Below are 25,612 nucleotides of genomic sequence, written 5' to 3' on the forward strand. Positions count from 1 at the left end.
GTGACGTGCCGGTGATCAGCGGCTGTCGTCCAGGAGACCGGCGTCGTGCACCAGGAGTGCGATCTGGACCCGGTTGTTCAGGTCGAGCTTGGTCAGGATGCGGGAGACGTGCGTCTTCACAGTCGGGACGCTGAGGTAGAGGGTCGCGCTGATCTCGGCGTTCGACTTGCCCTCGCCTACCGCGACGGCGATCTCCCGCTCCCGGTCGTTGAGCTCGTCCAGCCGGGTGGTCGCCTTGGCTTTGCGCTGGTCCTGGCCGGACGCGGCGACCCGGGAGATGAGGCGTTTGGTGACGGTCGGGGAGAGGACCGGCTGGCCGCCCGCGACCCGTCGTACGGACTCGACGATCTCGGCCGGCGGGGTGTCTTTGAGGATGAAGCCGGCCGCGCCCGCGCGGAGCGCACGGAGTACGTGCTCGTCGGCGTCGAACGTGGTCAGGATGACGATCTCGGGCGCGGCCGGGCGGGACCGGACCAGTTCGGTCGCGGTCAGGCCGTCGGTGCCGGGCATCCGGATGTCCATCAGCACCACGTCGGGGGAGTGCTTGTCGATCAGCGCCTGGACGCCGCTGCCGTCACCCGCCTCGCCGACCACCCGGATGTCGGGGGCGCCGGCCAGCATCATCTTCAGCCCGGCGCGCAGCAGGGGATCGTCGTCCACGATCAGGACCCGGATCGTCATGACGGCCACGGTAGCCAGGCGGCCAGCCGGAAGTCGCCGTCGGGGGTGCGGCCGTGTTCGAGTCGTCCGTCGACGAGTGCGGCCCGCTCGGTGAGCCCGATCAATCCCTGTCCTTGTCGCTGTCCTGATCGTCTGTTCGGTGCGGGGTTGGTGAGTTGGACCTGGAGACCGTTGCCTGGGGCACCCTTGACGGTGATGCTGACCGGTTGGCCGGGTGCGTGTTTGAGGGCGTTCGTGAGTCCCTCCTGGACGATCCGGTACGCCGTCCGGCCGACGTGGTCGGGCATGGTGCCGGGGGCATCGAGTTCGAGCTCCACCGGTACGCCGGCGCGCCGGGAACCCTCGACCAGGACGGGGAGATCCGCGAACGTCGGCTGGGGGAGTTCGCCGGCCGGCGCGCGGAGTACGCCGATCACCTCGCGGAGATCCTGGAGGGCCTGATGGGCACTGGCCCGGATGATCTCGGCGGCCTGGCCGACCTCCTCGGTCGACGCGTCCGGGCGGTAGGCGAGCGCGCCGGCGTGCACACTGAGCAGCGACAACCGGTGACCGAGGACGTCGTGCATCTCCCGGGCGATCTCCTCCCGGGCCCGCATCTGTGCCTGTTTCGCCTGCAGTTGGGCCACGGTCTCGGCACGGTCGGCCCGGTCGCGGAGAGTCTGGAGGAGTTGGCGGCGTGAACGTACGTAGAGCGACCAGCCGACGGCACCGACGTACAGGATCGCCGTGGTGATGATGACAGTGAGGATCGGCTCGTTCTTCTCCCGGACCAGGGCGTACGCCGTCATGCTGGCGATGTTGACCCCGAGCAGGGCCAGCGTCACCCGGAGCCGGAAGTGCACGGCGACCGTCATCGTGAAGATGAGGGCCGCGATACCTCCCGCCTCGGAGAAGACGGTGATGACGGCGGACAGGACCGCCAGCTGGATCGGCCAGCGCCGCCGGAACCACAGCAGCAGGCAGAGCGCCATCCCGGTGAAGAAGTCGAGGGCCAGCAGCCATTCCGGGATCGGGTCCTTCTCGCCGTCGTTGTAGAGCACGAGGCCGAGGAGGACGGCGACCGTGAACGCGATGCTGTCCACCACCCAGTCGCGTGCGCTGCGCCGGCGGCCGAGCGTTCGGTCCATGGTCCGAATCTAGCTTCGTCATTGGTTGATTACGGGGCGTTGAGGTGGTCCGGATACCGAAGTCACGGCAGATCGAGACTTTTGGCCCGGTAGGTTCGGCCTCATGAGCCAGCTCGCCGTCACCGTCATCGGACCGGACCGTCCGGGCATCATCGCGGACGTCACCGAGGCCCTCGCCCAGGTCGGGGTCAACCTCGAGGACTCCACCATGACCCTGCTCCGCGGCCACTTCGCCATGATGATCGTCTGCTCCGGCCCGCTCTCGCCGGTGCGTGAGATTCTGGAGCCGCTGCGCGGTGAACTGGTGATCACCGTCCGCGAGGTGGGTCCGGAACACCTCCACGCGCCCATCGGCCCGCCGTACATCCTCTCCGTCCACGGCGCCGACCGCCCCGGCATCGTCTCGGCCGTCACCCGGATGATCGCCTCCGTCGGCGGCACGGTCACCGACCTCACCACCCGGCTGAGCGGTCCGCTGTATGTGCTGACCGCGGAGGTGGAGATCCCGGTGTCGGCCGACCTCGACACGCTCTACCGGGCCCTGGAGATCACGGCCGACGAGCTGGGCGTTGGCGTAACCCTCCGCCCAGCCGAAGGCGACGACCTGTGAGTACTCCGACCCCCGGAGACCCGGTGGTCGGCGTCACCGTCAACGAGGCGGTGGCCACCTGGTCGCCATCAAGCCTCGGCCTCACCGGAAGCGTCCTGGAAGTAGTCCGAGCCCCCCACCCGGTCCTCGCCTTGGAAGGCGCGACCGTCGACCCCCTCGACCCCACCATGCTCACCCTGGCCGCCGACCTGATCGCCACGATGCGCGTCTCACCCGGTTGCGTCGGACTGGCCGCTCCCCAGGTCGGTGTCGCTGTCCAGATGTTCGCGGTCGACGTCACCAACCACCCGAAGACCCGCACCTGCCACGGCACCTTCGTCCTCTGCAACGCGGTAGTCGTCGAAGCCACCCGCCAGGAAAAGGCCCGAGAAGGCTGCATGTCCGTCCCCGACCTGACCGGCGACGTCAAACGCCCCACCCGCCTCACGATCACCGGCATCCTCCCCGGCACCACCGACGTCCTGAGATTGACGACCGACGCCTTCGAAGCCCGGGCCCTCCAACACGAAATAGACCACTGCAACGGCCTACTCTTCCTAGACCAAGTAGCCGGAGCCCACGCGATCTACCCCCGCCAGGTCTACAAGTAGTCCCTGCCCAGCAGCCTTCGTCCGCCTGACTTGCAGCTTGTCCGGTTACCCCCGATGCCGGGCTTCACCACCGCTGACGTGCTGCAACCCGCCATCGGTGCAAGGACCCGCCATCGGCGCCGGTCCGGCCGCGGTGCCTGTCCTTGTATCGTCAGTGCCTGCACCGCTCTCTTCCCACGCCCGGGTGGCGGAACGGCATACGCAGCGAGCTTAAACCTCGCGGCCGAAAGGCATACGGGTTCGAATCCCGTCCCGGGCACACAGGACTCTGACCTGCACGTATGCCTCCAGGCGGATACCCGCCAGACCGCCAGAGCGAGGGCAATGGTTGCAGTTGTGGTTGCAATCAGGGTCCCGAGTGCTACGCCCACAACGCGTCACCGATCTTGTCAGCGGCTCCCCCGAGCGAGCTTGCTCGTAACGTGGGTGTACCGCATCGTGACTGCCAAAGACGAGTGGCCGAGGATCTCCTGGACGACACGGATGTCAACACCCTGTTCGAGCACCAGCGTGGCCGCGGTATGGCGAACATCATGCGGACGAGGGCTTGAAGGCCCGCCTCCCGTTGGCTTGGCGCGCACATTCCAACAGGGTGCCGGTCGAAGACAGCAGAACTCGTCATCAACGGTCGACACCCGTCGACTCACTGCTCACTCCGAGGGCCAGCCACCCAGGTCCGCACGGCTGACGCTGCCTGCCGTCCGACCGTAGGCTCCCGCATCGCCCCACTAGCAATTACCCGATCAGCATCAGCGCCCAACGCGTCGATCGTGCGCGACACCGTCGGATTCGAGGCCACCAGGCCGAACACATCCGGTGCACCGCGCAGCCCCGCGATGTCGGCCAGGCAGTCCCCGCCCAGCGCGAGAGCGACCGCCAGATCACAGACGATCTTGGCTGGGTCGTGCCTGGCCAACGGCTTACGCCACGGCGCCAACGCCCGCGACAACTCAGCGCCCGACTCACTCACCCAGACCGCGTCGGCGAGCAACAGACCACCTGCCCGCGACACCACACCCGATCCCGCCGCATCAACCCGAACACAGGGATAGAACCCGGTAGTCTTCTCCACCGGGAAGGTGCTCCTCGATTCCGCACGACATGGTCCTAGACATCCCACATCGTCGCTGGCCAGGAGCACCTTTCAGTTCAACGACACATCCTCACAGCCAACCGGCATGAAAGCCCCGGGCTAGCCTCCGGATTGCCGGTCACCCACACGCCGACGCGCATGGCCGGACGGTCTCCGCCAGTACTTCGATCGTTGACACGTAACCGTCAATGCATGTGGAGTCGGTCGAGGCGACAGCCTGGACTGGTCTGACCATCGAGAGGTGTTCATGGGACGCGTTATCAAACTGTTCGGCGACTCTGGCGGAGAATCGCTCAGCCAGTGGGCGGAGCAGTTGGAGCAATATCTGGACGAGCAAGCGTCGGTCGAGCACCTGCGGGAGCGTCAGATGCCCCAGCCGCCCTGGCCTGCGAACGACAACCCGATGCTCGGGTACCTCCTCACGCGCGCACAGGAGATCGCGGCCAATGAGGGACAGCGCACCGCGCTGGTCTGGCTCGCTGCCCATGCGTGGTTTGAGGGCGGCCTGGACGCGATACACAACACCGAGCAGTAGCCGACCTGCGTGAACGCCGCACGGTGCACCTCCGGTTGCAGTTCGACTCGGTACAGCCCAGTTCGAGTTGGTCGTACAGGGCCGCTGCAAGAGTCAACTGAACCGGCACGGACGCTCCCGAACGATGCCTGTTCGAACTTAACCTCGCGGCCGAAAGGCATACGGGTTCGATCCCGTCCCGGGCACACAGACGCGCTGACCTTTGCTGGCCCGAGAGGCGGGCACAGTGATCCGAGGACCGTTGTCAGGGTTCACCGATCGCGGTCTCGACCCTGGAAGACCCATCGAGTGGGCGAGCCTGTGAAGTCGTCCCCGCTGAGGCCGAACGCCGATACCACCTCGATGCGGAAGCAGGCGTTCGCAGGATCGCCGTAGAACGCGACGCCGTACTTCGTCTGGTACTTGGTGTCAGCCCAGTCGGCAAAGGCCGCGATCGCGGCTCGATCTTCGACCGGGGCCGCGTACCCCTCGATGATGACTGGATTCGCAGCGTCATCCGTTGTGGCGACGGCAGCAGGATTGCTCGCCAGGTTCCGCGCCTTCCGGGAGCGTCGACTGCAACTGAACCAGAGGCTGCCGTCCCGCCAGACCCCCCAGACTGGGGTCACGTGGGGTCTGTGATCTGGCCACACGGTGGCGAGCCAGTAATTGCGCGAGCGGTCGAGGCGATCGGTCGCCAATCCCCAGGCGAGGAGGCCGGTCCCATCGTCTGGACCGAGGATGCCGTACCCAGGCATATGCGGCCGTTGCGCCGTGGGTTCCACGCTGCCTGACACTACCGAAGGTCTGACATGGGTCCTGGGCGCAGGGGGTTAGGACAGCATGTGCGGAGCGTGGTTGGGCTGGTGTTCCCAGCGGAGGCGGCCGGTGCCGAAGCCGGCGGCGTGGACGCCGTCGTGGCCTAGGGGGCGGCGGCAGTAGTAATACGGCGAATAGAGGTCGCGGCAGGAGTCCTGGTACGTGGTGTAGGCGAACTCGAGGTCCAGCTTTTGGTCGCTGCTCATGGAAGTCGCTCTCGTGCGGGGGCTTTCATCGCAGTATGGGCAGGCTGCTGTTACCACCGCATTTCGGCGCGGTCACGACTCCGTGGGCAGGGCAACGGGAGCGGGGTCGCCGCCCCGCTCCCGTCAGTGGCCCTACTTGATCAGTCCGTGCGGGTCGAGCACGTACTTGCGAGCCGCTCCCTTGTCGAATTCGGCGTAGCCCTGTGGTGCCTGGTCCAGCGGGATGACCGTGGCGTTCACGTTCCTGGCGATCTGCGTACGGTCGTGCAGGATCGCCTTCATCAGCTGGCGGTTGTACCGCATCACCGGGCACTGCCCCGTGGTGAAGCCCAGCGACTTCGCCCAGCCGAGGCCGAGCCGGATCGACAGTGAGCCGATCTTGGCGGCATCGTCGGTCGCGCCGGGGTCACCGGTGACGTAGAGGCCGGGGATGCCGACCGCGCCACCCGCGCGGGTGACCTCCATGACCGTGTTCAGCACGGTCGCCGGACGTTCCGCCCGGGCGTCGGTGCCATGGCCGTGGGCCTCGAACCCGACCGCGTCGATGGCGGCGTCGACCTCGGGTTCACCGAGAATCTGTTCGACCTGGTCCCTCGGCTCACCCTCGGACACGTCGATCGTCTCGCAGCCGAAACTCCTTGCCTGTTCGAGCCGTTCCTTCTGGAGATCGGCCACGATGACGACGGCCGCGCCGAGCAGGAAGGCCGAGGTGGCCGCGGCCAGGCCGACCGGTCCGGCGCCGGCGATGTAGACGGTCGACCCGGTCCCGACGCCGGCGGTGACCGCGCCGTGGTACCCGGTCGGGAAGATATCCGACAACATCGCCAGGTCGCGGATCTTCGCGAGTGCCTGGTCCTTGTCGGGGAACCTCAGCAGGTTCCAGTCGGCGTACGGCACCAGCGCGTACTCCGCCTGGCCGCCGACCCAGCCGCCCATGTCGACATACCCGTACGCCGACCCCGGCCGGTCCGGGTTCACGTTCAGGCAGACTCCGGTCTTGCCCTCCTTGCAGTTGGTGCACCGCCCGCAGGCGATGTTGAACGGGACCGACACCAGGTCGCCGACCTTGATGAACTCGACATCCCGGCCGACCTCGGCAACCTCGCCGGTGATCTCGTGGCCGAGTGCGAGTCCCGGTGGCGCCGTGGTCCGGCCGCGCACCATGTGCTGATCGCTGCCGCAGATGTTGCTGGCGACGACCTTGAGGATCGCTCCGTGGGGGACTTGACGGCCCACGTTGGCGGGGTTGACCCCCGGACCGTCCTTGAGCTCCAGGCTTGGGTAGTCGATCGTCTCGACCGCCACATTGCCTGGTCCCTTGTAGATAACCGCCCTGTTGCCTGGCACGGCAAATGCTCCTCTCCGGGAAGCTCCTGTTGGAGACATGCGATACGGCCTGCTGCGCGCTGTGGGATGAACCAGTGGCATCACCACCCCACGAGACCCGGCCGGTACTCAGTCCTGGGCGCGCGCCCAGGAACTCGCAATACAGGCCTCGCTGTCCGGAGATCGCAGTACAACCGCGGGCCGCGAACGCCTTGTGGATGAGGCGATGCGGTCGTCGCCTGCCCCGTACCAGGTGAGTCCTTGCCGTGCGTCGACTGACCTCTGCGATGACACGCAAGGTCGGTGACGTTCAAGGGATGCTCCCGACGCTAGTCCCGTCCTCAGAACGCGTCAACGCGTCGCGGTACCAGCGCTCAGTCACATTCGTCGATCGGGATCCGTCGCACCTGTGAAGCCCGAGGGCATCGGGCGACTTGAGCGATGAGGAGATGGCGATGAGTGGGTCGGTTCTGGTGACTGGTGGGACGGGGACGCTGGGCAAGCTGGTGGTTCCGCGGTTGCGGGCGGCGGGCTTCGGCGTACGGGTGTTGAGTCGTACTGCGCGGGAGGCGGTCGACGGCGTCGAGTACGTCGTGGGGGACCTGGAGACCGGGGCAGGGGTCGAGGACGCGGTGAAGGGGGTGGACACGGTGCTGCACTGCGCGGGCAGTGCGAAGGGGGATGACGTGAAGGCTCGGCACCTGATGAAGGCGGCGTCGGCGGCCGGGATCGGGCATGTCGTGTACATCTCGGTGGTCGGCGCGGACCGTACGCCGGTGGTGAGTGGGATCGATCGGAACATGTTCGGGTACATCGCCGCGAAGCGGGAGGCCGAGAAGATCGTCGCCGAGTCCGGGGTGCCGTGGACGACATTGCGGGCGACGCAGTTCCACGACCTGCTGTTCACGCTGGCGGAGGGGATGGCCAAGCTGCCGGTGATTCCGGTGCCGTCGGGGTTCAAGGCCCAGCCGGTCGATCCCGCGATGGTGGCGGATCGGCTCGTGGAACTCGCGCTGGGCAAGCCGGCCGGGCTGGTGCCGGATCTGGCCGGGCCGAAGATCTACAGCCTGAAAGACGTGATCCGCTCATACGTGAAGGCGACCGGAAAGCGCCGGCTGTTCATGCCGATGCGAGTCCCGGGCAAGGCGGCCGCCGCGTTCCGCTCCGGCGCGAACCTGGCCCCCGACGCCGGCGCCGGCCGAACCTGGGAGGACTTCCTGGCGACCAGAGTGGGCTGAGGCGTGTGCTGGAGCGGTTGCGGCAGGACCGGGCGGGCAAACTGCAGATGTGAGGGAACCGGGGCCAGTCTTCTGGAGCATGTTCGCGGTTGCCGGGCTGGTGTTGGGCTGGCTCATGGTGGACGAAGTCATGGTCGAGGACCGGCTGCGGACTCAGCTTCGCGAGCATGGTCAGCCGGTCACCGGTGTTGTGGTGCAGATTCTCGAGCGAAGCCGGACCGATCTCCCGTTGGTGGCCGAAGTCAAGCTGCCGGACGGGAGGCTGGCCGAGGTCAGCTTCGTCTCCAGCGACGAAGACCTGGAGCTGGAGCGTGCAGAGGTCGGCAAGAAGGTCCAGCTGGTCGTCGATCCGCGGGATGCGAACCTGAACATGCTTGAGGCGGACTTTGCGGCGGATTGGTCGGGTGTGGCGGGTGAACTGCCGTTCAGGCTGCTGTTTCCGGTGCTGTTGACCGGCACGGCCGGCACCTTGGCGGTGCGGGCTTATCGGCTCGGCAGGCCTTGGGGTGGGCCGGCCGAGGTGAAGAACAGCCTCAAGCGGTTCGTGCGAGGCCTGAACGAACCGTGGGACACGCGGTAGCTGCGACTGGTAGAGGCGTGTGAGAAGGGTGGCAGAGTTCCGTCAGGAGTGTTGTTTGGGGGCGGTCGGCGGTCTGGAATTGAGGAGTGAGCAGGTATCGGGGTCAGGTGACGGCGGCGGCGGTTGTGGTGCCGTTGGTGGTTTGTGCGGTGCTGATTCCGTTCCGGGACAGCTTTGACAATTCCAATGGCGCGTTGGTGCTGGTCCTGGTGATCGTGGCGGTGGCGGCGTTCGGGATCCGGCCGGCCGGGGTACTGGCGGCGTTGTCGAGTGCGGTGTGGTTCGACTTCTTCCTGACGATGCCCTACAACAGCCTGCACATCCAGAATCGGGACGACATCGAGACCACCGTGCTGCTGGTGGTGATCGGTGCCGCGGTGACCGAGATCGCGCTTTGGGGCCGTCGGCAACAAGCTCGGGCGAGCCGGCACAAGGGCTACCTGGACGGCGTACTGACCACGTCCGCCGCGGTCGCCGAAGGGGCGTCCACCGAGGATCTGATCGACCGCGTCAACGCCGAGCTCACCGCCGTACTGCGGATCGACGGCTGCAGGTTCGTTGCCGGTGACAATCAGACCGGCGATCCGCAGTTGAACCACGACGGTTCGGTCACCCGCGGGACGCACACGATCAAGGTGGAGCGCGACGGGCTCCCGACGAACTCCGAGACCCAGTTGATGGTCCAGCACAGCGGAACCACGCTGGGGAAGTTCAAGCTCACCGCGGCGACTCGGATCGCCCGCCCCGACCTCGAGCAGCGCCTGGTCGCAGTCGCCCTGGCCGACCAGGTCGGCGCCGCCCTGATGCCACGGCAAGCCTCCTTGTAACTGCCCCTCCAACCCCATGGACTGGCTGGCTCGCAGTACGGCATAGTGCGGCCGAGGCATGACAGCCTGTTATCGGTTGGGTTCTGCAACCGCCGTTTTCGGAGCGGTTTCGGTTAGGGAACACTGGGTTGTTCCTCAGGCGTTGTTAAGGGTGGGACCGTACTATTCGTGTACGACCCACAGTGGGTACACAGGAGGATGACATGCAGAGCAGTAACCCGGTCCTGAACCGGTCGAGTGCGTTTGCGCCTGGCCAAGGCCAGGCCTACCCGGGGGCCGCTCCGTACGGTCAGCCGGGCCAGCCCGGCCAGTACGGTTACGGCGGGCCGGGTACGCCGCCGCAGCAGTACCAGGGCGCCCCGGCCGGCGCCCGCCCGATGACCATGGACGACGTCATCGTCCGGACCGCCGCCACCCTGGGCGTCGTCGTGGCAGTCGCCGCGATCGCCTGGAACACGATCCCGACCGACCTGGTCACCCCGGCCTTCCTCGGTGGTGCCCTGCTGGCGTTCGTGCTCGGTCTGGTGCTGTCGTTCTCGCGCAAGGTCAACCCCGCGCTGGTGATGGTGTACGCCGCGGCCGAGGGCGTGTTCCTCGGGATCGGTAGCAAGTTCATCGCCAGCTATGTCGGTGACTCCGGCATCATCGTGCAGGCGATTCTCGCCACCATGGTGACGGCCGGTCTGACCCTGGCGACATACAAGTACTTCGCGATCAAGGTGACGCCGCGGTTCACCAAGATGGTGATCCTGGCGACGATGGGCTTCGCCGGCGTGATCCTGATCAACTTCATCGCGAGCCTGTTCGGCTTCAACTCCGGGATCGGCGGCTTCGGCGCGATGGGCCTGCTGTTCGCCGCGATCGGCGCCGGCCTCGCGGTGTTCAACCTGATCCTCGACTTCGACATGATCGAGCAGGGTGTCCGGCACGGCGCCCCGCAGAACGAGGCCTGGCGGGCCGCGTTCGGTCTGACCGTCACCCTGGTCTGGCTGTACTGGAACCTCCTCCGCATCCTCGCGATCCTGCGCGGCAGCGACTGACCTGATCGGTCGCACAAACTCCTGACGCAGTAGGAAGGGCCGGTCTCCCTCAGGTGGGGGACCGGCCCTTTCGCGTTCCCAGGTCGGCGTCGCGGGCTGAATGGGCGGAGACACACAGAAGGCCTACCCCTCCACCTGAAAGGGCAGGCCTGCTGCGGAAATTTGCTCCTGTTCGGCTCGTCAGCCCATTCGCCGGTGCGCTCTGACCAGGTCGTATTCGTGCACGATGGCTGTGGCGTGCCCGTGAGCGAGGGCGTACTCGCTGGAAAGCCATCGAACCCTGTCGTCGAAGCGTGAGAACGACGGTCCGTCGTTCATCAACTTGAACCACTCTGTCATCTCGCGTCCGGTGCAACTGGGCACCTTCTCCACCAGACGCTTATGCGTCTCCTCGGAGTGGTTCAAGCCCATCTTCGCCTCCCGTCGTCGGGGTGGTGCGTAGTTATCGACTGTGCACCACGACCTGCCGACAGGCAAGAGTTTCCGGATGAAAGTCCCCGCTCAGCGGACGCTCAATTCGCTAAGCGGTCAGTGACAAGAGCCGGGCCCTCGGACAAACACCGGGGACCTCGGACAGGAAATATCGTGTACGAGGTCCCCAGTTGGTGTTCAAGCTCTCCGCGACGGGGCGGGGCGACGGGGCGGGGCGGGGCGGCGGGCCGGGGCCGCCGGTTGGGGAGGTGAGGGTCAGGAGACGGTTGGGGCCAGGGATGGGTCGGCGGGGGAGTCGCTGGTGGAGTCGGTCTCGATGCGGTCGATCTCGGGTTGGGGGTGGCGGCGGCGGTGGCGGAGCTGGGCCCATGGACCCCGGGGACCACGGGATCGACCGGCGACCTTGGCTGCGGCGACCTCTGTACCCGACGTGCCGGCGGCCTGGACGGCGGCCTCGGCGATCGGGAGGACGGCCTCGCCACGGAACGGTTCCGGGTGGACGAAGGAGTCCGGGCCGACGCCCATCGCGGCGGCGACCGAGGGGAGCAAGGCGGCCGCGGCCGCGGCGTACCCCTCCGAGGACGGGTGGAAGTTGTCCGGGCCCCACATCGACGGGTTGGTCCGGAAGGCCTCGCTGAGCAGCGAGCCCATCGACACCGACCGGCCGCCCGCCTCGACCACCGCGATCGTCTGGGCGGCCGCGAGGCGCCGGCTCCAGGACCGGGCGACCTGCTTCAGCGGCGGGCGGATCGGGCGGACCATGCCCAGGTCCGGACACGTCCCGACGACCACCTCGCAGTGCGCCGCCCGGAGCCTCCGGACGGCGCGCTCGAGGAGCCGGACCGAGGTCGAGGGTGGCATCTGCTCCTTCACGTCGTTGACGCCGATCAGGATGGCGGCGACATGCGGCCCGGCCAGCAGCGCCGTGTCGATCTGGGGCGCCAGGTCGCTGGACTTGGCCCCCACTCTCGACACGTCGACCAGCCGGACCGGCCGCCTCGCCAGCTCGGCGAGACCGCAGGCGAGCAGTACGCCGGGGGTCTCGTCGGGCGACGCCGTGCCGTATCCGGCCGCGCTGGAGTCACCGATCATCGCCAGCGTGATCGGGTGACCTGGATACCGGCCATACAGGCCGTCGCCCCGTGTCGGGTGAGCCTTCATCGGGCCGATGACGCGCTTGGCGTACCGCGCTTCCGCGGTCAGCACGCCGTACAGGCTGGCACCGATGAGCCCGAGTCCCCCACCACCGAAGGCTGCGGCCTGGGCCAGTCGCTTCGCGGCCCGGGCTCTGCTTGACACTCTTCCCACCCCACCACCCCGGTCACTCATGCTCCAAGGATTACACGCTGTGACGGCGAAGCAAGCGAAATAGGGAAGAACACGCAGAGTCCCATACAGTGAGATTCGTGCGCTACGTCAACTCTCTCCTGGACCTGGTCGGCAACACCCCGCTGGTGCGGCTGACGAAGACGACGGACGGTGCGAAACCGCTCGTCCTCGCGAAGGTCGAGTACTTCAACCCAGGCGGCTCGGTGAAGGACCGGATCGCGGTCCGGATGATCGAGGCCGCGGAAGCCTCCGGCGAGCTCAAGCCGGGTGGCACGATCGTCGAGCCGACCTCCGGGAACACCGGGGTGGGGCTGGCGATGGTGGCCCAGCAGAAGGGCTACAAGTGCGTGTTCGTCTGCCCGGACAAGGTCAGCGAGGACAAGCGCAACGTGCTCAAGGCGTACGGCGCCGAGGTGGTGGTCTGCCCGACCGCGGTCGCCCCGGAGCACCCGGACTCGTACTACAACGTCTCCGACCGGCTGGTCCGCGAGATCGAGGGCGCCTGGAAGCCGAACCAGTACGCCAACATGAACAACCCCCAGTCCCACTACGAGACCACCGGTCCCGAGCTGTGGGAGCAGACCGAGGGGAAGATCACCCACTTCGTCGCGGGCGTCGGTACCGGCGGCACGATCAGCGGCACCGGCAAGTACCTCAAGGAGGTCTCCGGCGGCCGGGTCCAGATCGTCGGCGCCGACCCGGAGGGTTCGGTGTACTCCGGCGGCACCGGCCGGCCGTACCTGGTCGAGGGCGTCGGTGAGGACTTCTGGCCGGAGACCTACGACCGGACCATCTGCGATCGCGTGATCGAGGTGTCGGACGCGGACTCGTTCGCGTTCACTCGGCGACTCGCGCGCGAGGAGGCCATGCTGGTCGGCGGTTCGGCCGGGATGGCGGCCGCGGCGGCGGTTCGGCTGGCGCAAGAGCTCGACGATCCCGACGCGGTCATCGTCGTACTGCTGCCGGACGGCGGTCGTGGCTACCTGACGAAGGTGTTCAACGACGACTGGCTCGCGCAGTACGGGTTCCTCGCGCATGCGCGACAGGGCGCGACGCTCCGCGACGTGCTGGCCGGCAAGGACGGCAGCATGCCGCCGCTGGTGCACACGCACCCGCACGAGACGATCGCCGAGGCCATCGCGATCCTGCGCGAGTACGGCGTCTCCCAGATGCCGGTGGTGCGGGCCGAACCGCCGGTGATGGCGGCAGAGGTGGCCGGCGCGGTGTCGGAGCGGACGCTGATGGACGCCCTGTACTCCGGTAATGCGCGGCTGGCCGACATGGTCGAGCAGCACATGGATCCGGCGCTGCCGTCCCTCGGCGCGGGCGAACCCGTGGCGAAGGCGGTCGAGCTGCTCGAGGACCGGGACGCGCTGATGGTGCTGGACGACGGCAAGCCGGTGGGCGTGCTCACCCGGCAGGACCTGCTGAGCCACCTCGCCGTCGACTGAGCGCGGTTGCCGGCGGCTCCTACTTCGTTTGCTGGGAGCAACCTTCGCCTCAGCGGTCGACGACGGTGGGGATGATGGCGATCAGGGCGGTGATCACGACACCGCCGACAATGGCTACTGCGCTGATGATCTGGATGAGCTTCATGTCATCCAGAATCCTCCGCGCAGCGGCTCCGGACATCGGTCCTTGGGGCCGTCTTCTGCTCATCCCATGGTCGTACGCCGGCCCCTGACCGCTCCACCCTAGGGAGTCGGGGGAACCCCTAGTTCACCAGGACGAAGTCGGTAGGGTCGAGGCGGCGAGTGCGGCGCCAGTAGGACATGGTGAACTCCGGCCAGATGGTCGAGTTCCGGCCCTGGGCGTCGAGGTACCAACTGCTGCAGCCGGACTGCCAGACGGTGTCCCCGAGCTCACCCTGCACCCCGTCGACGAACCGCTGCTGTGCATCCTCGCGCACCTCGACGTACGACGCGCCGCGGCGTTGGAGCAGCCGGATCGCCTGCAGGACATAGCGAACCTGGGCCTCGATCATGAACACCATCGACGAATGCCCGAGCACCGTGTTCGGGCCGACCAGCAGGAACAGGTTCGGGTACCCGGCGACGGTGATACCGAGATGGGCCCCGATGCCGTTGCGTTTCCACGATTCGGCCAGGTCGATGCCGTCGCGGCCGAGGATCCGCATCCGGGTCAGGTTGCCGGACACCTGGAACCCGGTGCCGAGCACGATCGTGTCGCAAGGGCGCTCGACGCCGTCCGCGGTGAGCACACCGGTCGGGGTGACCCGGGTGATCGGGGTGGTGACCAGGTCGACGTGGTCGCGGACGAGGGCCGGGTAGTAGTCATTCGAAATGAGGATCCGCTTGCAGCCGATCTGGTAGTCGGGCGTCAGCTTGGCCCGGAGTACGGGGTCCTTGATCTGTTTGCGGAGGTGGCGGCGGGCCTGGAGTTCGAGGCCCTTCATCAGTTTGGGGCTGGCCGCGAATCCCAGGCCGCGAGCCTCCAGACCCCAGTAGATGACGTTGCGGATGGTCCGCTGGCCGGCCGGGAACCGTTCGTGCAGGGCGCGTTCGCGCGGACCGATGACGCGGTCCGGTTTCGGTGTGATCCATGGGGCCGTGCGTTGGTACACATCGAGTTGCGCGGCCTGCTTGGCGATCTGCGGGACGAACTGGATCGCGCTCGCCCCGGTCCCGATCACGGCGACGCGGCGGTCGGTGAGGTCGTGTTCGTGGTCCCATTGCGCCGAGTGGAACGTCGTACCGGTGAACGTATCCAGGCCCGGGAGGTCGGGGTACTTCGGCTCGTGCAGGCTGCCCACCCCGGCGACGAAGGCGCGCGCGTCGAGGGTCTCGGTGCCGTTGATCGTGATCGTCCACCGGCCGGTCGCCTCGTCGAACTCGGCCTCGGTGACCTCCGCGCCGTACCGGATCTTGCTGGTGATGCCGTACTTGTCGGCGCAGTGCTTGAGGTAGTCGAGGATCTCGTCCCAGGGCGCGAACATCCGGGTCCAGTGCGGGTTCTGCTCGAAGGAGAACGAGTACAGGTACGACGGGATGTCGCAGGCGCAGCCCGGATAGGTGTTGTCCCGCCAGGTGCCGCCGAGCTCGCCGGCCTTCTCCAGGATGACGAAGTCCTCGATCCCGGCCTCGCGGAGCTTGATCCCCATGCACAGCCCGGCGAACCCGGACCCGACGATCGCGACCTCGGTCTGTCCCATGCTCCCGAAGGTTACCGGTCAGTCACGTGCCTGTCAGCGGTACCGGATCTCCCGGTCAGCGGAGGCGATGGAGGATCTCGCCGGCGTTCGGGACGACCAGGGTGTCGGGGTCGTTCTCGTACTGCGTGAGGTCGAAGCTCGCGGGATCGGTGTAGCCGAGGTTCACCCCGCGTACGACCTCCTCGGGGATCCCGGTCGCGAGGGTGACGCCGACGCGCAGGTGTTCGCCGGTCGCCGGGTCCCAGCTGCCTTCGCCGCGAAGATGGGTGGAGTGCGCGAGGACGCCCCAGTGGATATCGCGGAACTTGTCCCACTGGCCGACGAAGTAGTCGCGGCAGTGGTACCCGATCTCCTCGATCTCGGGGTGCATCGCGGCGAGCTGGGTCACGTGTGGGGCGTACAGGATCACCTCACCGCCGTCGGCGACGACCGGTTCGACCTTGTAGAAGCCCTTGGCCGCGGTCCAGATGTCGGAGTAGCGGGACGGCATCACCGAGACGACGCGCCGGACCGGGTGGTCGAGGTAGCGGACGTGGGTCTCGGCGGAAACGGCGGCGGCCGCTCGCCAGGAGGACTGGGTGTCGCCGAAGGCCACGGCGTGCAGGTTGCTCGTGCCGGACTCGACGACGACCGACAGCGCGAGCTTCTCCGCCGGGATCAGGGCGGCGGCCTCGTCGATCAACCTGCGCACAGGCGTGACTCCCGGCGTACCGATGATCCGGGAACTGGTGATCAGGGCGCCGAGCCAGTGCGACAGGTCGATCACCTCCTGGCCGGCGACCCCGGGGAAGAAGTACTTGTTGCCGCCGGAGAAGCCGACCACCTCGTGCGGGAAGACCGGGCCGACGACCAGAGCGACATCGTGTTCGACAACGGCCCGGTTGAGCTTGACCCGGACCTCGTCGTACAGCAGGTCGCCGGAGATCTCTTCGACCCGGGCCGCGCTGATCGTGCCGAGGTCGGCGAACGTGTCGGGTTTCCACCACTCGTGGTTCAGGACGTCGTACTGGTCGCTGCCAACGTGTCTGGTCAGGTCTTCCTTGCTCATCTCCGCATGGGTGCCGAGGGCAACCAGTACGGTGACCTTGCCCGTCAGGGTGGCGTGGATCGCCTTCAGGAGCAGGGGAAGCGGGCAACTTCGGGTCGCGTCCGGGACGATCACGCAGACGCTGCGGCCGTCGAGACCGGCGGCGGACAGTTCGTCGGAGATGAAGGTGGTGACTTGCTCGTCGGTGAGCGTCTGACCTGGCCCACCGAGCAGGGCGGCTTCTGTCCCGGGCATGGGGCCAGCCTAGTGCCCCGCGTCGGTTCCCGCCTGTGATCGGTCGGGGACCGTTGGTAGGCGAGGGGTCCACGTCAGCGTGAGGTAAGCGGTGAGCCGTTGACCGATGGAGCGGGTCGGCGCAGCATCGGGCGTATCCACTGGGGGAACACATTGGCACGAGGGGGAGTCCCATGTCCGACACGATTTCGCGTCCGCTCGGGTTCGGCGGGAAGATGCTGCGCTCCGGCGATCCGGAGTACGACGAGGCGCGGGTGCTCTTCAACGCGATGATCGACAAGCGGCCGGGCGTCATCGCGCAGTGCGAGTCGGCCGCGGACGTCGCCGCAGCGGTCCGGTACGGCGTCGCCGAGGGGCTGGAGATCGCGGTCCGGGGTGGCGGTCACGGGGTTGCGGGGACGGCGCTGACCGAGGGCGGGCTGGTGGTCGACGTCCGGCGGATGAACAGCGTCCAGGTCGATCCGGACGCGCGGGTCGTCCGGGTCGGCGGTGGGGCGACCTGGGGCGATCTCGACCGGGCCTGCCAGCCGTACTGGCTGGCTACGACCGGCGGGCGGGTGTCGACGACCGGGGTCGCGGGGCTCACGCTCGGCGGCGGATCCGGCTGGCTGGAGCGGAAGTTCGGCCTGGCCTGCGACAACTTGATCTCGGTCGAGCTGATCACGGCCGAGGGGGAGTTGGTGATCGCGGACGAGACCCGGAACACCGACCTGTTCTGGGCGCTGCACGGTGGTGGCGGGAACTTCGGAGTCGCCACCTCGCTGACGTTCCGGCTGCACTCGGTACCGGTGACCACGCTCTCCATGCTGCTCTGGCCGGCTTCGGCTGGTCCGGAGGTGCTGCGCGCCTACCGTGATCTGTTCGAGGCGGGGGCGCCGGAGGAGCTGGGCGGGGGAGTCATCTATATGACCGGGCCGCCGGAGGAGTTCGTCCCGGAGCATCTGCAGGGCCGGCTGTTGGTCGGAGCGGGGGGCGTCTACCTGGGTTCTGAGGAGGAGACGCGGGAGGTGCTCAAGCCGCTGTTCGACCTCGCACCCGAGGGGGAGCTGGTTGCGCAGATGCCGTATGCCGAGTTGAACTCGGCGCTGGATGATCCGCCGGGGTTCCGCAACTACTGGTCGGCCGAGCATCTGAACACCTTCCCGGACGAGGCGGTGCGGGTGTTCAGCGATCGTGCTGCGGACATGCCGATGCCGGCACCTTCGCAGCAGGCATTGTTGCCTTGGGGTGGTGCCGTAGCGCGCGGGGCGGACCAGTGGCCGTTGCCGCATCGGAGCGCGGCCTGGGTCGTGCATCCGTTCGGGTTGTGGGCGGACGCGGCCGATGACGAGCGGGGGATCGCCTGGGCGCGGAACCTGTGCGCCGACCTGAAGCCGTGGACGACCGGGGCGGTCTACCTGAACTTCATCGGCGACGAGGGCCGGGATCGGGTGGTCGCCGGGTTCGGCGAGGAGAACTACCGGCGGCTGGCGCAGGTCAAGGCGCAGTACGACCCGGACAACGTCTTCCACCTGAACCAGAACATCCGCCCATCTGCGTGAGCGCGTGCATTTCGACAGGAGGTAGTGGCCGGTCGAGGCCGGCGCACCGCCGGGGTCAGGCGTGGCGGCCGGTCTCCTGGTCGACATCGTCCTGTCGATCGGTACGGATCCGGCCGGGAGCGGGTGGCGGCGCCAGGCTGAACTGCTGTGGTACCTGGAGACGGACGGGGCGGGTCCATTGGACGGCTACGACGATCGCGTAGGTGGCTGCGCCGAGGAGAGCGGGCCAGAACGTGGGGATGGGGAAGTTCCGCGCGGCGGCGAGGACGGCGACCAGCAGGGTGATGACCGCGGCCGCGGTGCCTCGCCGACGTGAATGGGCGGCGGTGCTCGGCAGGGGACCGTAGGCGCGGTCGATCGCCGAGGCGAGCGCGGCAAAGACGACGGGCGCGGCGATCGCCAGCGTGATCACGCCGGGCGGACCGCCCAGGAAGACCGCGAAGACCAGCGCGAGGACGCAGCCGCCGATGGCCACGAAGCCGGCGGCCGCGGCGGTCGCGAGGTGGGTGAACCGCCGGCGGCGAAGGTCGATCGCCTCGGGGGAGCGGATCACCCCGCCGGTGCTGAACAACTTCCTGACCGCCCCGACCAGGCCGACCGCGACCACGAGCGCGATCAGCACACCGATGACGGTCAACGTGACAGACTTCGCCGGGGAGATGAAGTCGTACACCCGGTCGCCGCCGACGTCGCAGGTCGCGCGCGGCGGGAACCAACTGATCTCGATGTCGATCGATCGCTCCGAGGACCCGCTGGGGTAGCTGAAACCCGACCGGCCGGCAGTGTGCGCGCAGTCGTCGCTCGGGTCGAACCAGCTCGGCATCGCCGCACTCACCGCGACCGACCACGCCGCGGCGGCCGCGAGTCCCAGGCCGAGCAGCCAGTTCCGTTTGCGCATCGCCGATCAGCCTCTCATACCGATGGGAAACCGGTTCGACAGCCGAGGTGGGGATCGGGTGTGATGGCGGCCGTGAAGATGCATGCGGACGAGGCGGACATCGACGAGGAGCTGGTACTGCGGCTGGTGGGCGCGCAGTTCCCGGAGTACGCCGGGTTGCCGGTCAAGGAGATCCCGTCGAGCGGGACCGTGAACGCGATGTACCGGCTCGGGGACTCGCTGACCGTACGGCTGCCGCGGATCGCCGGCGGGGTCTCGGACATCGCCACGGAGTCCGAGTGGCTGCCGCGGCTCGCGCCGTTGCTGCCCGTGGAGATCCCGACGCAGGTGGGTCTCGGCGAACCGGGCGAGGGGTATCCGTGGATCTGGTCGATCAACCGCTGGATCGAGGGCACCGTGCCGGTCGCAGGCGAGGCTGGTGTGGAGCTCGCGATCGAGCTGGCCGGGTTCGTACAGGCGTTCCGGGCGATCGACCTGGCCGACGGACCGGCTGCCTATCGGGGCGGGCCGTTGTCCACGCAGGACGAGGAAACACGGTCCGCTCTCGAACAGCTGGACGGGTGGATCGACACCGACAACGCCTTGGCCGCTTGGGAATCCGGCTTGGCCGCGCCTGGTCCTGCTGCGCCGGTCTGGCTCCACGCCGACCTGATGCCGTCGAATCTCCTGGTCCGGGGCGGTCGGCTCGCGGCGGTGCTCGACTTCCCCACGTCCGGTGTCGGCGACCCGGCCTGCGACCTCATCCCCGCCTGGAACCTGCTGTCCGGCGCCTCCCGCACCGCCTTCCGCGAGGCCCTCGACTTCGACGACGCCACCTGGATCCGCGGCCGGGCTCGCGCGTTGTCGATGGCGCTGATCCAGCTCCCCTACTACCGCCCGACGAACCCGGGGATCGCCGCGAACGCGCAGTACGTGATCGATCAGGTACTCGGGGACTTCGCGAGCTGACGCCGCGTGGTGGGTTCTGCACTGAGGGGATCGGGGCCAGGATTGAACTATGGCCACAGAGACTTCTGTGCAGCGCTCGACTTCGGTGACCGTTTCACGCTGGTGGCACGGCGTGATCGCGGCGGTGATCCTGGCCTCGCTGGTGATTCAGCTGGTGCTGATCTTCACCGGCGGCGCGGACGCGAACTCGGGCGACGAGGGTGAGTCGATCAGTATCGGCGTACGGCTCTGGCGGTTGTTCAGCTTTTTCACCATCGAGAGCAACCTGATCGTCCTGGCCGCCGCCCTCCTGCTCGTCCTGCGCCCCGACCGCGACGGCACCTCCTGGCGTGTACTCCGCCTGGACGCCCTCCTCGGGATCCTCATCACCGGCCTGGTCTTCGCCATCGTTCTGGCACCCCAGGTCCACCTCACCGGCGCCGCCCTCGTCGCCACGATCGGCTTCCACTACATCTCCCCGTGGGCCACGCTGCTGGCCTGGCTCCTCCTCGGCCCCCGCCCCCGGATGACCTGGACCACGGTCCTGGCCGCCTTCGTCTGGCCGGTTCTCTGGCTCGTCTACATCTTCACCCAGGCGCCTTCACCGACTGGTACCCGTACCCCTTCCTGGACGCCACCGACCTGGGCCTCCCCACCGCCCTCCGCAACGCCCTTCTTCGTCCTCGTCCTAGGCATCCTCTGCGCCACCACCTTCAAACTCCTCGACTCGAAGCTCCCCACCATCGATCACCTGCGCTGGTTCAGGAGTTGAACAGGGTGCCGTAGTTGGTGGGTTTGGTCTTGGTGTTGGTGGCTTGGAGGAGGCCCCAGAGGAGGGACTGGTTGGCGGTCAGGACGGGGCGGGCCAGTTGTTCTTCGAGGGCGGCGATGATGCCTACGCTGCGGAAGCCGTTGCCGCCGATGAAGACCGCCTCGGCTGTGTCCGGGGTGTGGGTGACGACCCAGTCGTACAGCTCGCCGGGGTTGATGGCGCGTTGGGTACTGGGCAGACCGCAGGGGGCGTGGAAGACGACCTCGATGTCCTGGGATCTGAAGTACTCCGCGCCGAGCCGGTCCAGTTCGCTGTCGAACCATGGGGGATCGAAGAGGGCGATCCGCCGGGCACCGAGTTTGCCGAGGCCGGCGACCGCGGACGCGCAGGTGAGGACGACCGGTTTGCCGGAGCTGCGTTCCTGCAGTCTGTCGACGAGCGCCTCCTCGCCCTCGGCGCCGGTGACGTACGACGAACTCGTGAAGCCGATGCCGATCGCCTTCACGGGTGCGACGGCGAGCAACGCGACCGCCTCGTCGATGTGCGGCGGTTCGACGAAGGCGCGGACCGGGGCCAGCGGGATCGTGGGGTCCATCGCACCGCCCGCGGCCATCGCCCCGAACGGAACCCGGGCCGCATGCACCCGGATCCCCGGCGGCGCCATCGCCTGGAGTTCCGACTCCGGCCCGACATCGGCGTGCGGCGTCAGCACCCCGATCCGGCTACGAACATCCCATCCGTCCGGCTGCCACATGATTCCTCCCCCTAGGTCCCCCAACACCCATCACAGCACCGTCCACCCGAATCTGGCGAGGGTGCGCATGATGCCGGCTCAGCGGGGTTCGACCCCCGTGACCGGTCCGCGGCGGCGGCGCTGGGCCAGCAGGGTGCCGGCCCAGAGCGCGGCGAGGGCGATGGCACCGCCGATCAGGCCGTCGAGCAGGTAATGGTTGGCGGTGAGGACGATCGCGGCGAGCATGAGCGGCGGCATCAACAGGCCGAAAAGGCGGCCCGCGACGCTGCCGGCCAGACCGGCCCAGGCGATGCCCATCACCAGGTTCCAGCCGAAGTGCAGGCTGGGGATGGCGGCGAACTGGTTGACGAAGGCGGCCGGCTGCAGCCAGCGGTACGCCGAGGTCCGCTCGGTGACCGTGTCGATGAACCCGAACTCCGGCAGGAACCGCGGTGGCGCGACCGGGAACAAGGCGAAGATGACCAGGCCGATGGCACCGGAGATGAGGATCGCGTTGCGGAAGCGCCGGTACTCCCCACGGTGCCGGAGCAGCAGCCAGCCCAGCGTCGTCACCACCACCGGCCAGTGACCGTAGATGTACACGTAGTTCATCGTGTCGACGAGCCAGTTGTGCTCCGCGGCGGCCGACTGCAGCCGCGGTTCGACGAAGATGCCGGCCCAGCGCTCGAACTCGATCACCTGGTCCGCATTCCGGAACGCGAGCGGCACGCGGCTCTCGATCAGGCCGCGGACCAGGAAGTACAGCACGATGCCGCTGGTGATCAGCGCGACCTCCTGCGCGATGGCGATCCGCCGTACCCGCGTCGCCGCGCGAAGTTGTGTGGCGCGTGCCTCCGCCGAAGTCACCCAATCCACCCCCTCTGCTCTCCATAGTGCGCAGGCAGTGCCGACAAAAAGGGCGTTTCGCATACCACGACAGCAGCCTGCAATCGCGTCGCCACGCTGAGACGAACTGCGGAGCTTGGGGGCCAACCCCTACACTGACCGCGTCCGCAGCCCCCTCTCTGCGGTCACACCGCCTATGCGCCGTAGCGGCATGACGGAGACCGATAACATGCATCGAAGCCCCCGCCCAGCTGTCCAGTTCATCACCGGCTCCGGGCCGTTTGCCTGCCGACTGCGCAGCGCGCGTACCTTCCTGTGCCGCCCCGCTGTTCGGGTCACCGCCCTCGTCGTGGCCGTCCTGATCTCGGTGTGGAACGTCGACCGCGTACCGCATCTGGCCGTGCTGCCCGCGGTGATAGGTCTGCTGCCCTTCGCGATCGGCAAGTACGTCGCCTGCCCGCTGCGCTGGCACGCGCTCTCCAGCAGCGGCCAGACCAGGCGGTGGCACATCCGGGCGTACGCCGAGAGCGAGGTGCTGGGGCTCATCTCCCCATGGCATGCGGGCGCCGACCTCTGGCGCGTTCACCGGCTGGAGACGGCCGGCGTACGGCGTACTCCCGCCATCGCCGAGGTGGCCCTCGACCGCTTCGTCGGAGCAGTCGGGATGGTGGTCGCGGTGATGGTGTCGGGTGTGGCCCTGCCTCCGGTCGTGATGGCGGTCGCCCTGGGTGGGGCTGCTGTGGTGATGATCGCCGCGGTCGTCGTCGGCCGGCGCAAGCCCGAGCTGATGAACCGGTGGCCCCGGCCGTCGCCAAAGGCCTTCGCGCTGGGCGTGCTGCTGTCGATCGGCTACCAGCTCACCATCGTCGGGCTCCTGGTGGGCGCGATCCATGCCGTCGGCGACTCCGTGTCGACCTTGCAGCTCCTCGGGGTGTTCGGAGCGGCCCAGATCGCCGGCGCGTTGCCGGGTATCCACGGGGCAACCCCGCGGGAGGGTGCGCTGGTCGCCGGCCTGGCCGCGATCGGTGTGTCGTGGACCGCGGCGTTCGGCGCGGTGGCCTTGACCGCCTTGCTGACCTGGGTGCCGGCACTCCTCTTCGGCGGGACGTTCCTGTTGCTCCGCTGGCGCGGGAGACATCGAGAACCACTCCGAGGGGCCGCGGCAGCGTGACCGGGCTGATCACGGTCGCCCACCGCGCCGGCAACGATCTGAGTGCGGTGCGCCAGGCGCTGGACAGCGGCGTACACCTCGTCGAGGCGGACGTTCACCTCTTCCGCGGCCGGTTGGAGATGCGGCACCACAAGTCGCTCGGACCGTGGTTCCTCTGGGACGCGGGGAAGCTGGAGCGGCGTGGTCGGGTGGTGGTACCCGAGCTCCGCCGGCTGATCGAGGCGATCGACGGCGATCACCGGCTGATGCTCGACCTGAAGGGTGTTCATCCCTGGCTGGCCGGTCGGGTCGCCAGGACTCTGCACGAATTGGCACCGGGGACTCCTTTCACCGTTTGCACCCAGCACTGGTGGATGGTCCGTGCCTTCAGGTCCTATCCCCAGGTCCGAGTGGTCCTGTCGGCAGGCAGTCGCCGCGGTCTGCGACGGCTGCGCCGGCGGCTGCATGGCTCCCCGGTGTACGGCGTATCCGTCCATCGCCGCCTGCTCAGTCCGGCGACTGTCAATCGGCTGCGGGACGGCGTCGAGGTCGTGATGACCTGGCCGGTGGACACCCCCGACGGGCTGGCGCATGCCAGACACCTTGGGGTCGGAGGCGTGATCAGCAAGAACTCCGCGCTCCTCGACGACGTACTTGCCGGGGCCGGTCGCCAACTGAATTGAACCCGCCCGGCCGGTATCTGAATTGACCTCGCCCGGGCGGTGAGGTTGGGTTCTGGGGTGGGTGAACTGCGGATCGAACCAGTGGCCGGTGACCGGATGATCGAGGACTGGCAGGTGGTGCACAACGCGATCATCCCGACGGATCCGTTGTCGCTGGAGGACGTCCGAGAGCGAGTCCGGCGCAACCACCTCGAGGTCGCGTATCTGGGTGACGAGGTGGTCGGCTGCTCCACCGTTCGGCCGCCGTCCGAGGAGACACCTGCCGTGACGGTGATCGCACGAGTGCTTCCGCAGTACCGGCGACAAGGGTTCGGCGAGCAGCTGTACCGGCGTGGGCTGGCCAAGGCGGAGGAGGTCGAGGCCGAAGCGGTCGAGACGATCATCCTGGCATCGAACCTGGAAGGACTGGAGTTCGCCCAGCGGCGCGGGTTCGTGGAGATCGAGCGGTACGTGCTGCCGGGCGACACGATCCCCTTCATCACCTTGCGGTTGAGCACCCACAGCTGGCTGACGGTCGCGGACGCCGAGCACGTCGCCGCGATCCGGCGCGAGGCCGGCCGGTACGCCGAGGGCGGTGTGCTGCACCTGGCGCTCGAGGTGATCGCCTACCCACTCGACGAAGCAGCGGAAGGTACTACGGACCGTGTGCTGGTGACCTTGCACGACGACGGGTCGATCTCAGTCGAGGACAACGGTCGCGGCACGTTCGTCCGGTTCGACGACGACGGCGTACCGATGGTCAAACCGATCATGGCGACCCGCGATCTGCGCTTCTTCCAGATCCCCGACGCACCGGTGCTCCCGGATGGACGCCGTCGCTCGGGGATGTCCGTCGTCGCCGCGCTGAGCGAATGGGTGAGCCACACCAACCGGCGTACCGAATGCAGCTGGACCCAACGCTACGGATACGGCCTCCCGCGCGACGGTCTCACCGAACTGCCGCCCACCGGAACCACCGGCACGATCGTCCACTTCCGCCCCGAACCGGCCTTCTTCGGCGCCGAAACGATCACCGCCGAAGCCCTCCGCGCTACCTGCACCGGCTTCGGCACAACAGTCCCGATCGAGATCACCACCGCCGACTAGCCCCCGCCCTCCACCGATCTGGGGAGGGGAATACCACCCATACCGCGAACAACCCACCCCAGTCGCTCACGAAACCCTCCCCGGTCCCACCGACGGGCAAGCGAGTGCCG

Annotated in this window: 27 protein-coding genes, 1 tRNA gene and 1 pseudogene; 15 read left to right on the forward strand and 14 right to left on the reverse strand. The window is 68.0% G+C overall.

Features of this window, described 5'->3' with window-relative positions; all coding sequences use genetic code 11:
• Positions 1-15: 15 nt before the first annotated feature.
• Together EV643_RS24815 and EV643_RS24820 are read right to left on the reverse strand one after the other, a co-directional pair.
• Positions 16-681, reverse strand: coding sequence for a response regulator (locus tag EV643_RS24815; protein WP_133802526.1), 666 nt, complete (start codon positions 679-681; stop codon positions 16-18).
• Complete coding sequence (locus tag EV643_RS24820) at positions 678-1,808, reverse strand: sensor histidine kinase (protein WP_133802527.1); 1,131 nt, start codon at positions 1,806-1,808, stop codon at positions 678-680. The genes EV643_RS24815 and EV643_RS24820 overlap by 4 nt, the downstream gene beginning before the upstream one ends.
• Before the next feature lie 103 nt (positions 1,809-1,911).
• Between EV643_RS24820 and EV643_RS24825 the strand changes: the two genes are divergently transcribed.
• The 3 genes from EV643_RS24825 (at position 1,912) to EV643_RS24835 (ending at position 3,267) form a co-directional block, all read left to right on the forward strand.
• Positions 1,912-2,418, forward strand: coding sequence for a glycine cleavage system transcriptional repressor (locus EV643_RS24825; RefSeq protein WP_133802528.1), 507 nt, complete (start codon positions 1,912-1,914; stop codon positions 2,416-2,418).
• The gene (locus tag EV643_RS24830; RefSeq protein WP_238165773.1) at positions 2,415-3,008 is read left to right on the forward strand and encodes a peptide deformylase; all 594 of its coding nucleotides are present in this window, start codon (positions 2,415-2,417) and stop codon (positions 3,006-3,008) included. Before EV643_RS24825 ends, EV643_RS24830 begins: the two co-directional genes overlap by 4 nt.
• 178 nt (positions 3,009-3,186) lie before the next feature.
• Positions 3,187-3,267, forward strand: a tRNA-Leu gene (locus EV643_RS24835).
• Positions 3,268-3,397: 130 nt separating this feature from the next.
• Here the strand turns inward: EV643_RS24835 and EV643_RS46985 are convergent.
• Both EV643_RS46985 and EV643_RS24845 read right to left on the reverse strand, forming a co-directional pair.
• Positions 3,398-3,655, reverse strand: coding sequence for a tyrosine-type recombinase/integrase (locus tag EV643_RS46985; RefSeq protein WP_133802529.1), 258 nt, complete (start codon positions 3,653-3,655; stop codon positions 3,398-3,400).
• Positions 3,656-3,735: 80 nt separating this feature from the next.
• A pseudogene (locus tag EV643_RS24845) lies at positions 3,736-4,080 on the reverse strand (transposase); the annotation flags it as partial.
• A gap of 262 nt (positions 4,081-4,342) precedes the next feature.
• Between EV643_RS24845 and EV643_RS24850 the strand changes: the two are divergent.
• Positions 4,343-4,636 (forward strand): hypothetical protein, encoded by a 294-nt coding sequence (locus EV643_RS24850; RefSeq protein ID WP_133802530.1) that lies wholly within the window; start codon positions 4,343-4,345, stop codon positions 4,634-4,636.
• A gap of 251 nt (positions 4,637-4,887) precedes the next feature.
• Here the strand turns inward: EV643_RS24850 and EV643_RS24855 are convergent, their stop codons facing one another.
• From EV643_RS24855 to fdhA, 3 genes are all read right to left on the reverse strand, one after another.
• Positions 4,888-5,373, reverse strand: a complete 486-nt coding sequence (locus tag EV643_RS24855; RefSeq protein ID WP_133802583.1) for a pyridoxamine 5'-phosphate oxidase family protein — start codon at positions 5,371-5,373, stop codon at positions 4,888-4,890.
• A 75-nt stretch (positions 5,374-5,448) separates the two neighbouring features.
• Positions 5,449-5,640 (reverse strand): hypothetical protein, encoded by a 192-nt coding sequence (locus EV643_RS24860; RefSeq protein WP_133802531.1) that lies wholly within the window; start codon positions 5,638-5,640, stop codon positions 5,449-5,451.
• A 132-nt stretch (positions 5,641-5,772) separates the two neighbouring features.
• Positions 5,773-6,987 carry a formaldehyde dehydrogenase, glutathione-independent gene (fdhA, locus tag EV643_RS24865; protein WP_133802532.1) on the reverse strand — a complete coding sequence of 405 codons (1,215 nt, stop codon included), beginning with the start codon at positions 6,985-6,987 and terminating at the stop codon, positions 5,773-5,775.
• Between the two features lie 434 nt (positions 6,988-7,421).
• Between fdhA and EV643_RS46735 the strand changes: the two genes are divergently transcribed.
• The 4 genes from EV643_RS46735 (at position 7,422) to EV643_RS24885 (ending at position 10,651) form a co-directional block, all read left to right on the forward strand.
• Positions 7,422-8,204 carry an SDR family oxidoreductase gene (locus EV643_RS46735; RefSeq protein WP_133802533.1) on the forward strand — a complete coding sequence of 261 codons (783 nt, stop codon included), beginning with the start codon at positions 7,422-7,424 and terminating at the stop codon, positions 8,202-8,204.
• A gap of 49 nt (positions 8,205-8,253) precedes the next feature.
• Complete coding sequence (locus tag EV643_RS24875; protein WP_133802534.1) at positions 8,254-8,784, forward strand: DUF3592 domain-containing protein; 531 nt, start codon at positions 8,254-8,256, stop codon at positions 8,782-8,784.
• 86 nt (positions 8,785-8,870) lie between these two features.
• Positions 8,871-9,611: a DUF4118 domain-containing protein gene (locus EV643_RS24880; RefSeq protein ID WP_133802535.1), complete on the forward strand. Its 741-nt coding sequence runs from the start codon at positions 8,871-8,873 to the stop codon at positions 9,609-9,611.
• A gap of 203 nt (positions 9,612-9,814) precedes the next feature.
• Positions 9,815-10,651, forward strand: coding sequence for a Bax inhibitor-1/YccA family protein (locus EV643_RS24885; RefSeq protein WP_133802536.1), 837 nt, complete (start codon positions 9,815-9,817; stop codon positions 10,649-10,651).
• A 180-nt stretch (positions 10,652-10,831) separates the two neighbouring features.
• On the opposite strand, the gene EV643_RS24890 is transcribed toward EV643_RS24885, so the two are convergent.
• The gene (locus tag EV643_RS24890) at positions 10,832-11,062 is read right to left on the reverse strand and encodes a DUF4287 domain-containing protein (protein ID WP_133802537.1); all 231 of its coding nucleotides are present in this window, start codon (positions 11,060-11,062) and stop codon (positions 10,832-10,834) included.
• A gap of 276 nt (positions 11,063-11,338) precedes the next feature.
• Positions 11,339-12,382 (reverse strand): SGNH/GDSL hydrolase family protein, encoded by a 1,044-nt coding sequence (locus tag EV643_RS24895; protein WP_238165775.1) that lies wholly within the window; start codon positions 12,380-12,382, stop codon positions 11,339-11,341.
• Between the two features lie 107 nt (positions 12,383-12,489).
• Between EV643_RS24895 and EV643_RS24900 the strand changes: the two genes are divergently transcribed.
• Positions 12,490-13,863, forward strand: a complete 1,374-nt coding sequence (locus tag EV643_RS24900; protein WP_133802539.1) for a cystathionine beta-synthase — start codon at positions 12,490-12,492, stop codon at positions 13,861-13,863.
• A gap of 263 nt (positions 13,864-14,126) precedes the next feature.
• On the opposite strand, the gene EV643_RS24905 is transcribed toward EV643_RS24900, so the two are convergent.
• Positions 14,127-15,584, reverse strand: a complete 1,458-nt coding sequence (locus EV643_RS24905) for a flavin-containing monooxygenase (protein WP_133802540.1) — start codon at positions 15,582-15,584, stop codon at positions 14,127-14,129.
• A 55-nt stretch (positions 15,585-15,639) separates the two neighbouring features.
• Positions 15,640-16,866, reverse strand: coding sequence for a lactate racemase domain-containing protein (locus tag EV643_RS24910; RefSeq protein WP_133802541.1), 1,227 nt, complete (start codon positions 16,864-16,866; stop codon positions 15,640-15,642).
• Positions 16,867-17,039: 173 nt separating this feature from the next.
• Here EV643_RS24910 and EV643_RS24915 point away from each other — a divergent pair, with 173 nt between their 5' ends.
• Positions 17,040-18,407 carry an FAD-binding oxidoreductase gene (locus tag EV643_RS24915; protein ID WP_133802542.1) on the forward strand — a complete coding sequence of 456 codons (1,368 nt, stop codon included), beginning with the start codon at positions 17,040-17,042 and terminating at the stop codon, positions 18,405-18,407.
• 55 nt (positions 18,408-18,462) lie between these two features.
• Here the strand turns inward: EV643_RS24915 and EV643_RS24920 are convergent, their stop codons facing one another.
• The gene (locus tag EV643_RS24920) at positions 18,463-19,305 is read right to left on the reverse strand and encodes a hypothetical protein (RefSeq protein WP_133802543.1); all 843 of its coding nucleotides are present in this window, start codon (positions 19,303-19,305) and stop codon (positions 18,463-18,465) included.
• 63 nt (positions 19,306-19,368) lie between these two features.
• On the opposite strand from EV643_RS24920, the gene EV643_RS24925 reads away from it, so the two are divergent.
• Together EV643_RS24925 and EV643_RS24930 are read left to right on the forward strand one after the other, a co-directional pair.
• Entirely contained in the window at positions 19,369-20,253 is an 885-nt protein-coding gene (locus EV643_RS24925; RefSeq protein ID WP_133802544.1) for an aminoglycoside phosphotransferase family protein, read from the forward strand.
• A 49-nt stretch (positions 20,254-20,302) separates the two neighbouring features.
• Complete coding sequence (locus EV643_RS24930) at positions 20,303-21,004, forward strand: Pr6Pr family membrane protein (RefSeq protein WP_133802545.1); 702 nt, start codon at positions 20,303-20,305, stop codon at positions 21,002-21,004.
• Here the strand turns inward: EV643_RS24930 and EV643_RS24935 are convergent.
• Positions 20,994-21,758, reverse strand: a complete 765-nt coding sequence (locus EV643_RS24935; RefSeq protein WP_133802546.1) for a maleate cis-trans isomerase family protein — start codon at positions 21,756-21,758, stop codon at positions 20,994-20,996. The two genes, EV643_RS24930 and EV643_RS24935, sit on opposite strands and share 11 nt — an antisense overlap.
• Before the next feature lie 78 nt (positions 21,759-21,836).
• Positions 21,837-22,604, reverse strand: coding sequence for a phosphatase PAP2 family protein (locus EV643_RS24940; protein ID WP_166665562.1), 768 nt, complete (start codon positions 22,602-22,604; stop codon positions 21,837-21,839).
• Positions 22,605-22,794: 190 nt separating this feature from the next.
• On the opposite strand from EV643_RS24940, the gene EV643_RS24945 reads away from it, so the two are divergent.
• The 3 genes from EV643_RS24945 to EV643_RS45045 are packed head-to-tail and all read left to right on the forward strand — an operon-like array spanning position 22,795 to position 25,502.
• Positions 22,795-23,754, forward strand: a complete 960-nt coding sequence (locus EV643_RS24945; protein WP_166665563.1) for a lysylphosphatidylglycerol synthase domain-containing protein — start codon at positions 22,795-22,797, stop codon at positions 23,752-23,754.
• The gene (locus EV643_RS24950) at positions 23,751-24,416 is read left to right on the forward strand and encodes a glycerophosphodiester phosphodiesterase (protein WP_202869740.1); all 666 of its coding nucleotides are present in this window, start codon (positions 23,751-23,753) and stop codon (positions 24,414-24,416) included. Before EV643_RS24945 ends, EV643_RS24950 begins: the two co-directional genes overlap by 4 nt.
• Before the next feature lie 57 nt (positions 24,417-24,473).
• Positions 24,474-25,502, forward strand: coding sequence for a GNAT family N-acetyltransferase (locus EV643_RS45045; RefSeq protein WP_238165776.1), 1,029 nt, complete (start codon positions 24,474-24,476; stop codon positions 25,500-25,502).
• Positions 25,503-25,612: the final 110 nt, after the last annotated feature.

The organism is Kribbella caucasensis (genome assembly GCF_004361855.1).
Taxonomy (GTDB): domain Bacteria; phylum Actinomycetota; class Actinomycetes; order Propionibacteriales; family Kribbellaceae; genus Kribbella; species Kribbella caucasensis.

What these genes read in the sequence shown, in the direction of transcription:
- EV643_RS24815 (WP_133802526.1), bottom strand. Translation starts at nt 681, where the DNA reads ATGACGATCCGGGTCCTGATCGTGGACGACGATCCCCTGCTGCGCGCC.
- EV643_RS24820 (WP_133802527.1), bottom strand. Translation starts at nt 1,808, where the DNA reads ATGGACCGAACGCTCGGCCGCCGGCGCAGCGCACGCGACTGGGTGGTG.
- EV643_RS24825 (WP_133802528.1), top strand. Translation starts at nt 1,912, where the DNA reads ATGAGCCAGCTCGCCGTCACCGTCATCGGACCGGACCGTCCGGGCATC.
- EV643_RS24855 (WP_133802583.1), bottom strand. Translation starts at nt 5,373, where the DNA reads ATGCCTGGGTACGGCATCCTCGGTCCAGACGATGGGACCGGCCTCCTC.
- EV643_RS24860 (WP_133802531.1), bottom strand. Translation starts at nt 5,640, where the DNA reads ATGAGCAGCGACCAAAAGCTGGACCTCGAGTTCGCCTACACCACGTAC.
- EV643_RS46735 (WP_133802533.1), top strand. Translation starts at nt 7,422, where the DNA reads ATGAGTGGGTCGGTTCTGGTGACTGGTGGGACGGGGACGCTGGGCAAG.
- EV643_RS24885 (WP_133802536.1), top strand. Translation starts at nt 9,815, where the DNA reads ATGCAGAGCAGTAACCCGGTCCTGAACCGGTCGAGTGCGTTTGCGCCT.
- EV643_RS24890 (WP_133802537.1), bottom strand. Translation starts at nt 11,062, where the DNA reads ATGGGCTTGAACCACTCCGAGGAGACGCATAAGCGTCTGGTGGAGAAG.
- EV643_RS24905 (WP_133802540.1), bottom strand. Translation starts at nt 15,584, where the DNA reads ATGGGACAGACCGAGGTCGCGATCGTCGGGTCCGGGTTCGCCGGGCTG.
- EV643_RS24910 (WP_133802541.1), bottom strand. Translation starts at nt 16,866, where the DNA reads ATGCCCGGGACAGAAGCCGCCCTGCTCGGTGGGCCAGGTCAGACGCTC.
- EV643_RS24915 (WP_133802542.1), top strand. Translation starts at nt 17,040, where the DNA reads ATGTCCGACACGATTTCGCGTCCGCTCGGGTTCGGCGGGAAGATGCTG.
- EV643_RS24920 (WP_133802543.1), bottom strand. Translation starts at nt 19,305, where the DNA reads ATGCGCAAACGGAACTGGCTGCTCGGCCTGGGACTCGCGGCCGCCGCG.
- EV643_RS24925 (WP_133802544.1), top strand. Translation starts at nt 19,369, where the DNA reads ATGGCGGCCGTGAAGATGCATGCGGACGAGGCGGACATCGACGAGGAG.
- EV643_RS24930 (WP_133802545.1), top strand. Translation starts at nt 20,303, where the DNA reads ATGGCCACAGAGACTTCTGTGCAGCGCTCGACTTCGGTGACCGTTTCA.
- EV643_RS24935 (WP_133802546.1), bottom strand. Translation starts at nt 21,758, where the DNA reads ATGTGGCAGCCGGACGGATGGGATGTTCGTAGCCGGATCGGGGTGCTG.
- EV643_RS24945 (WP_166665563.1), top strand. Translation starts at nt 22,795, where the DNA reads ATGACGGAGACCGATAACATGCATCGAAGCCCCCGCCCAGCTGTCCAG.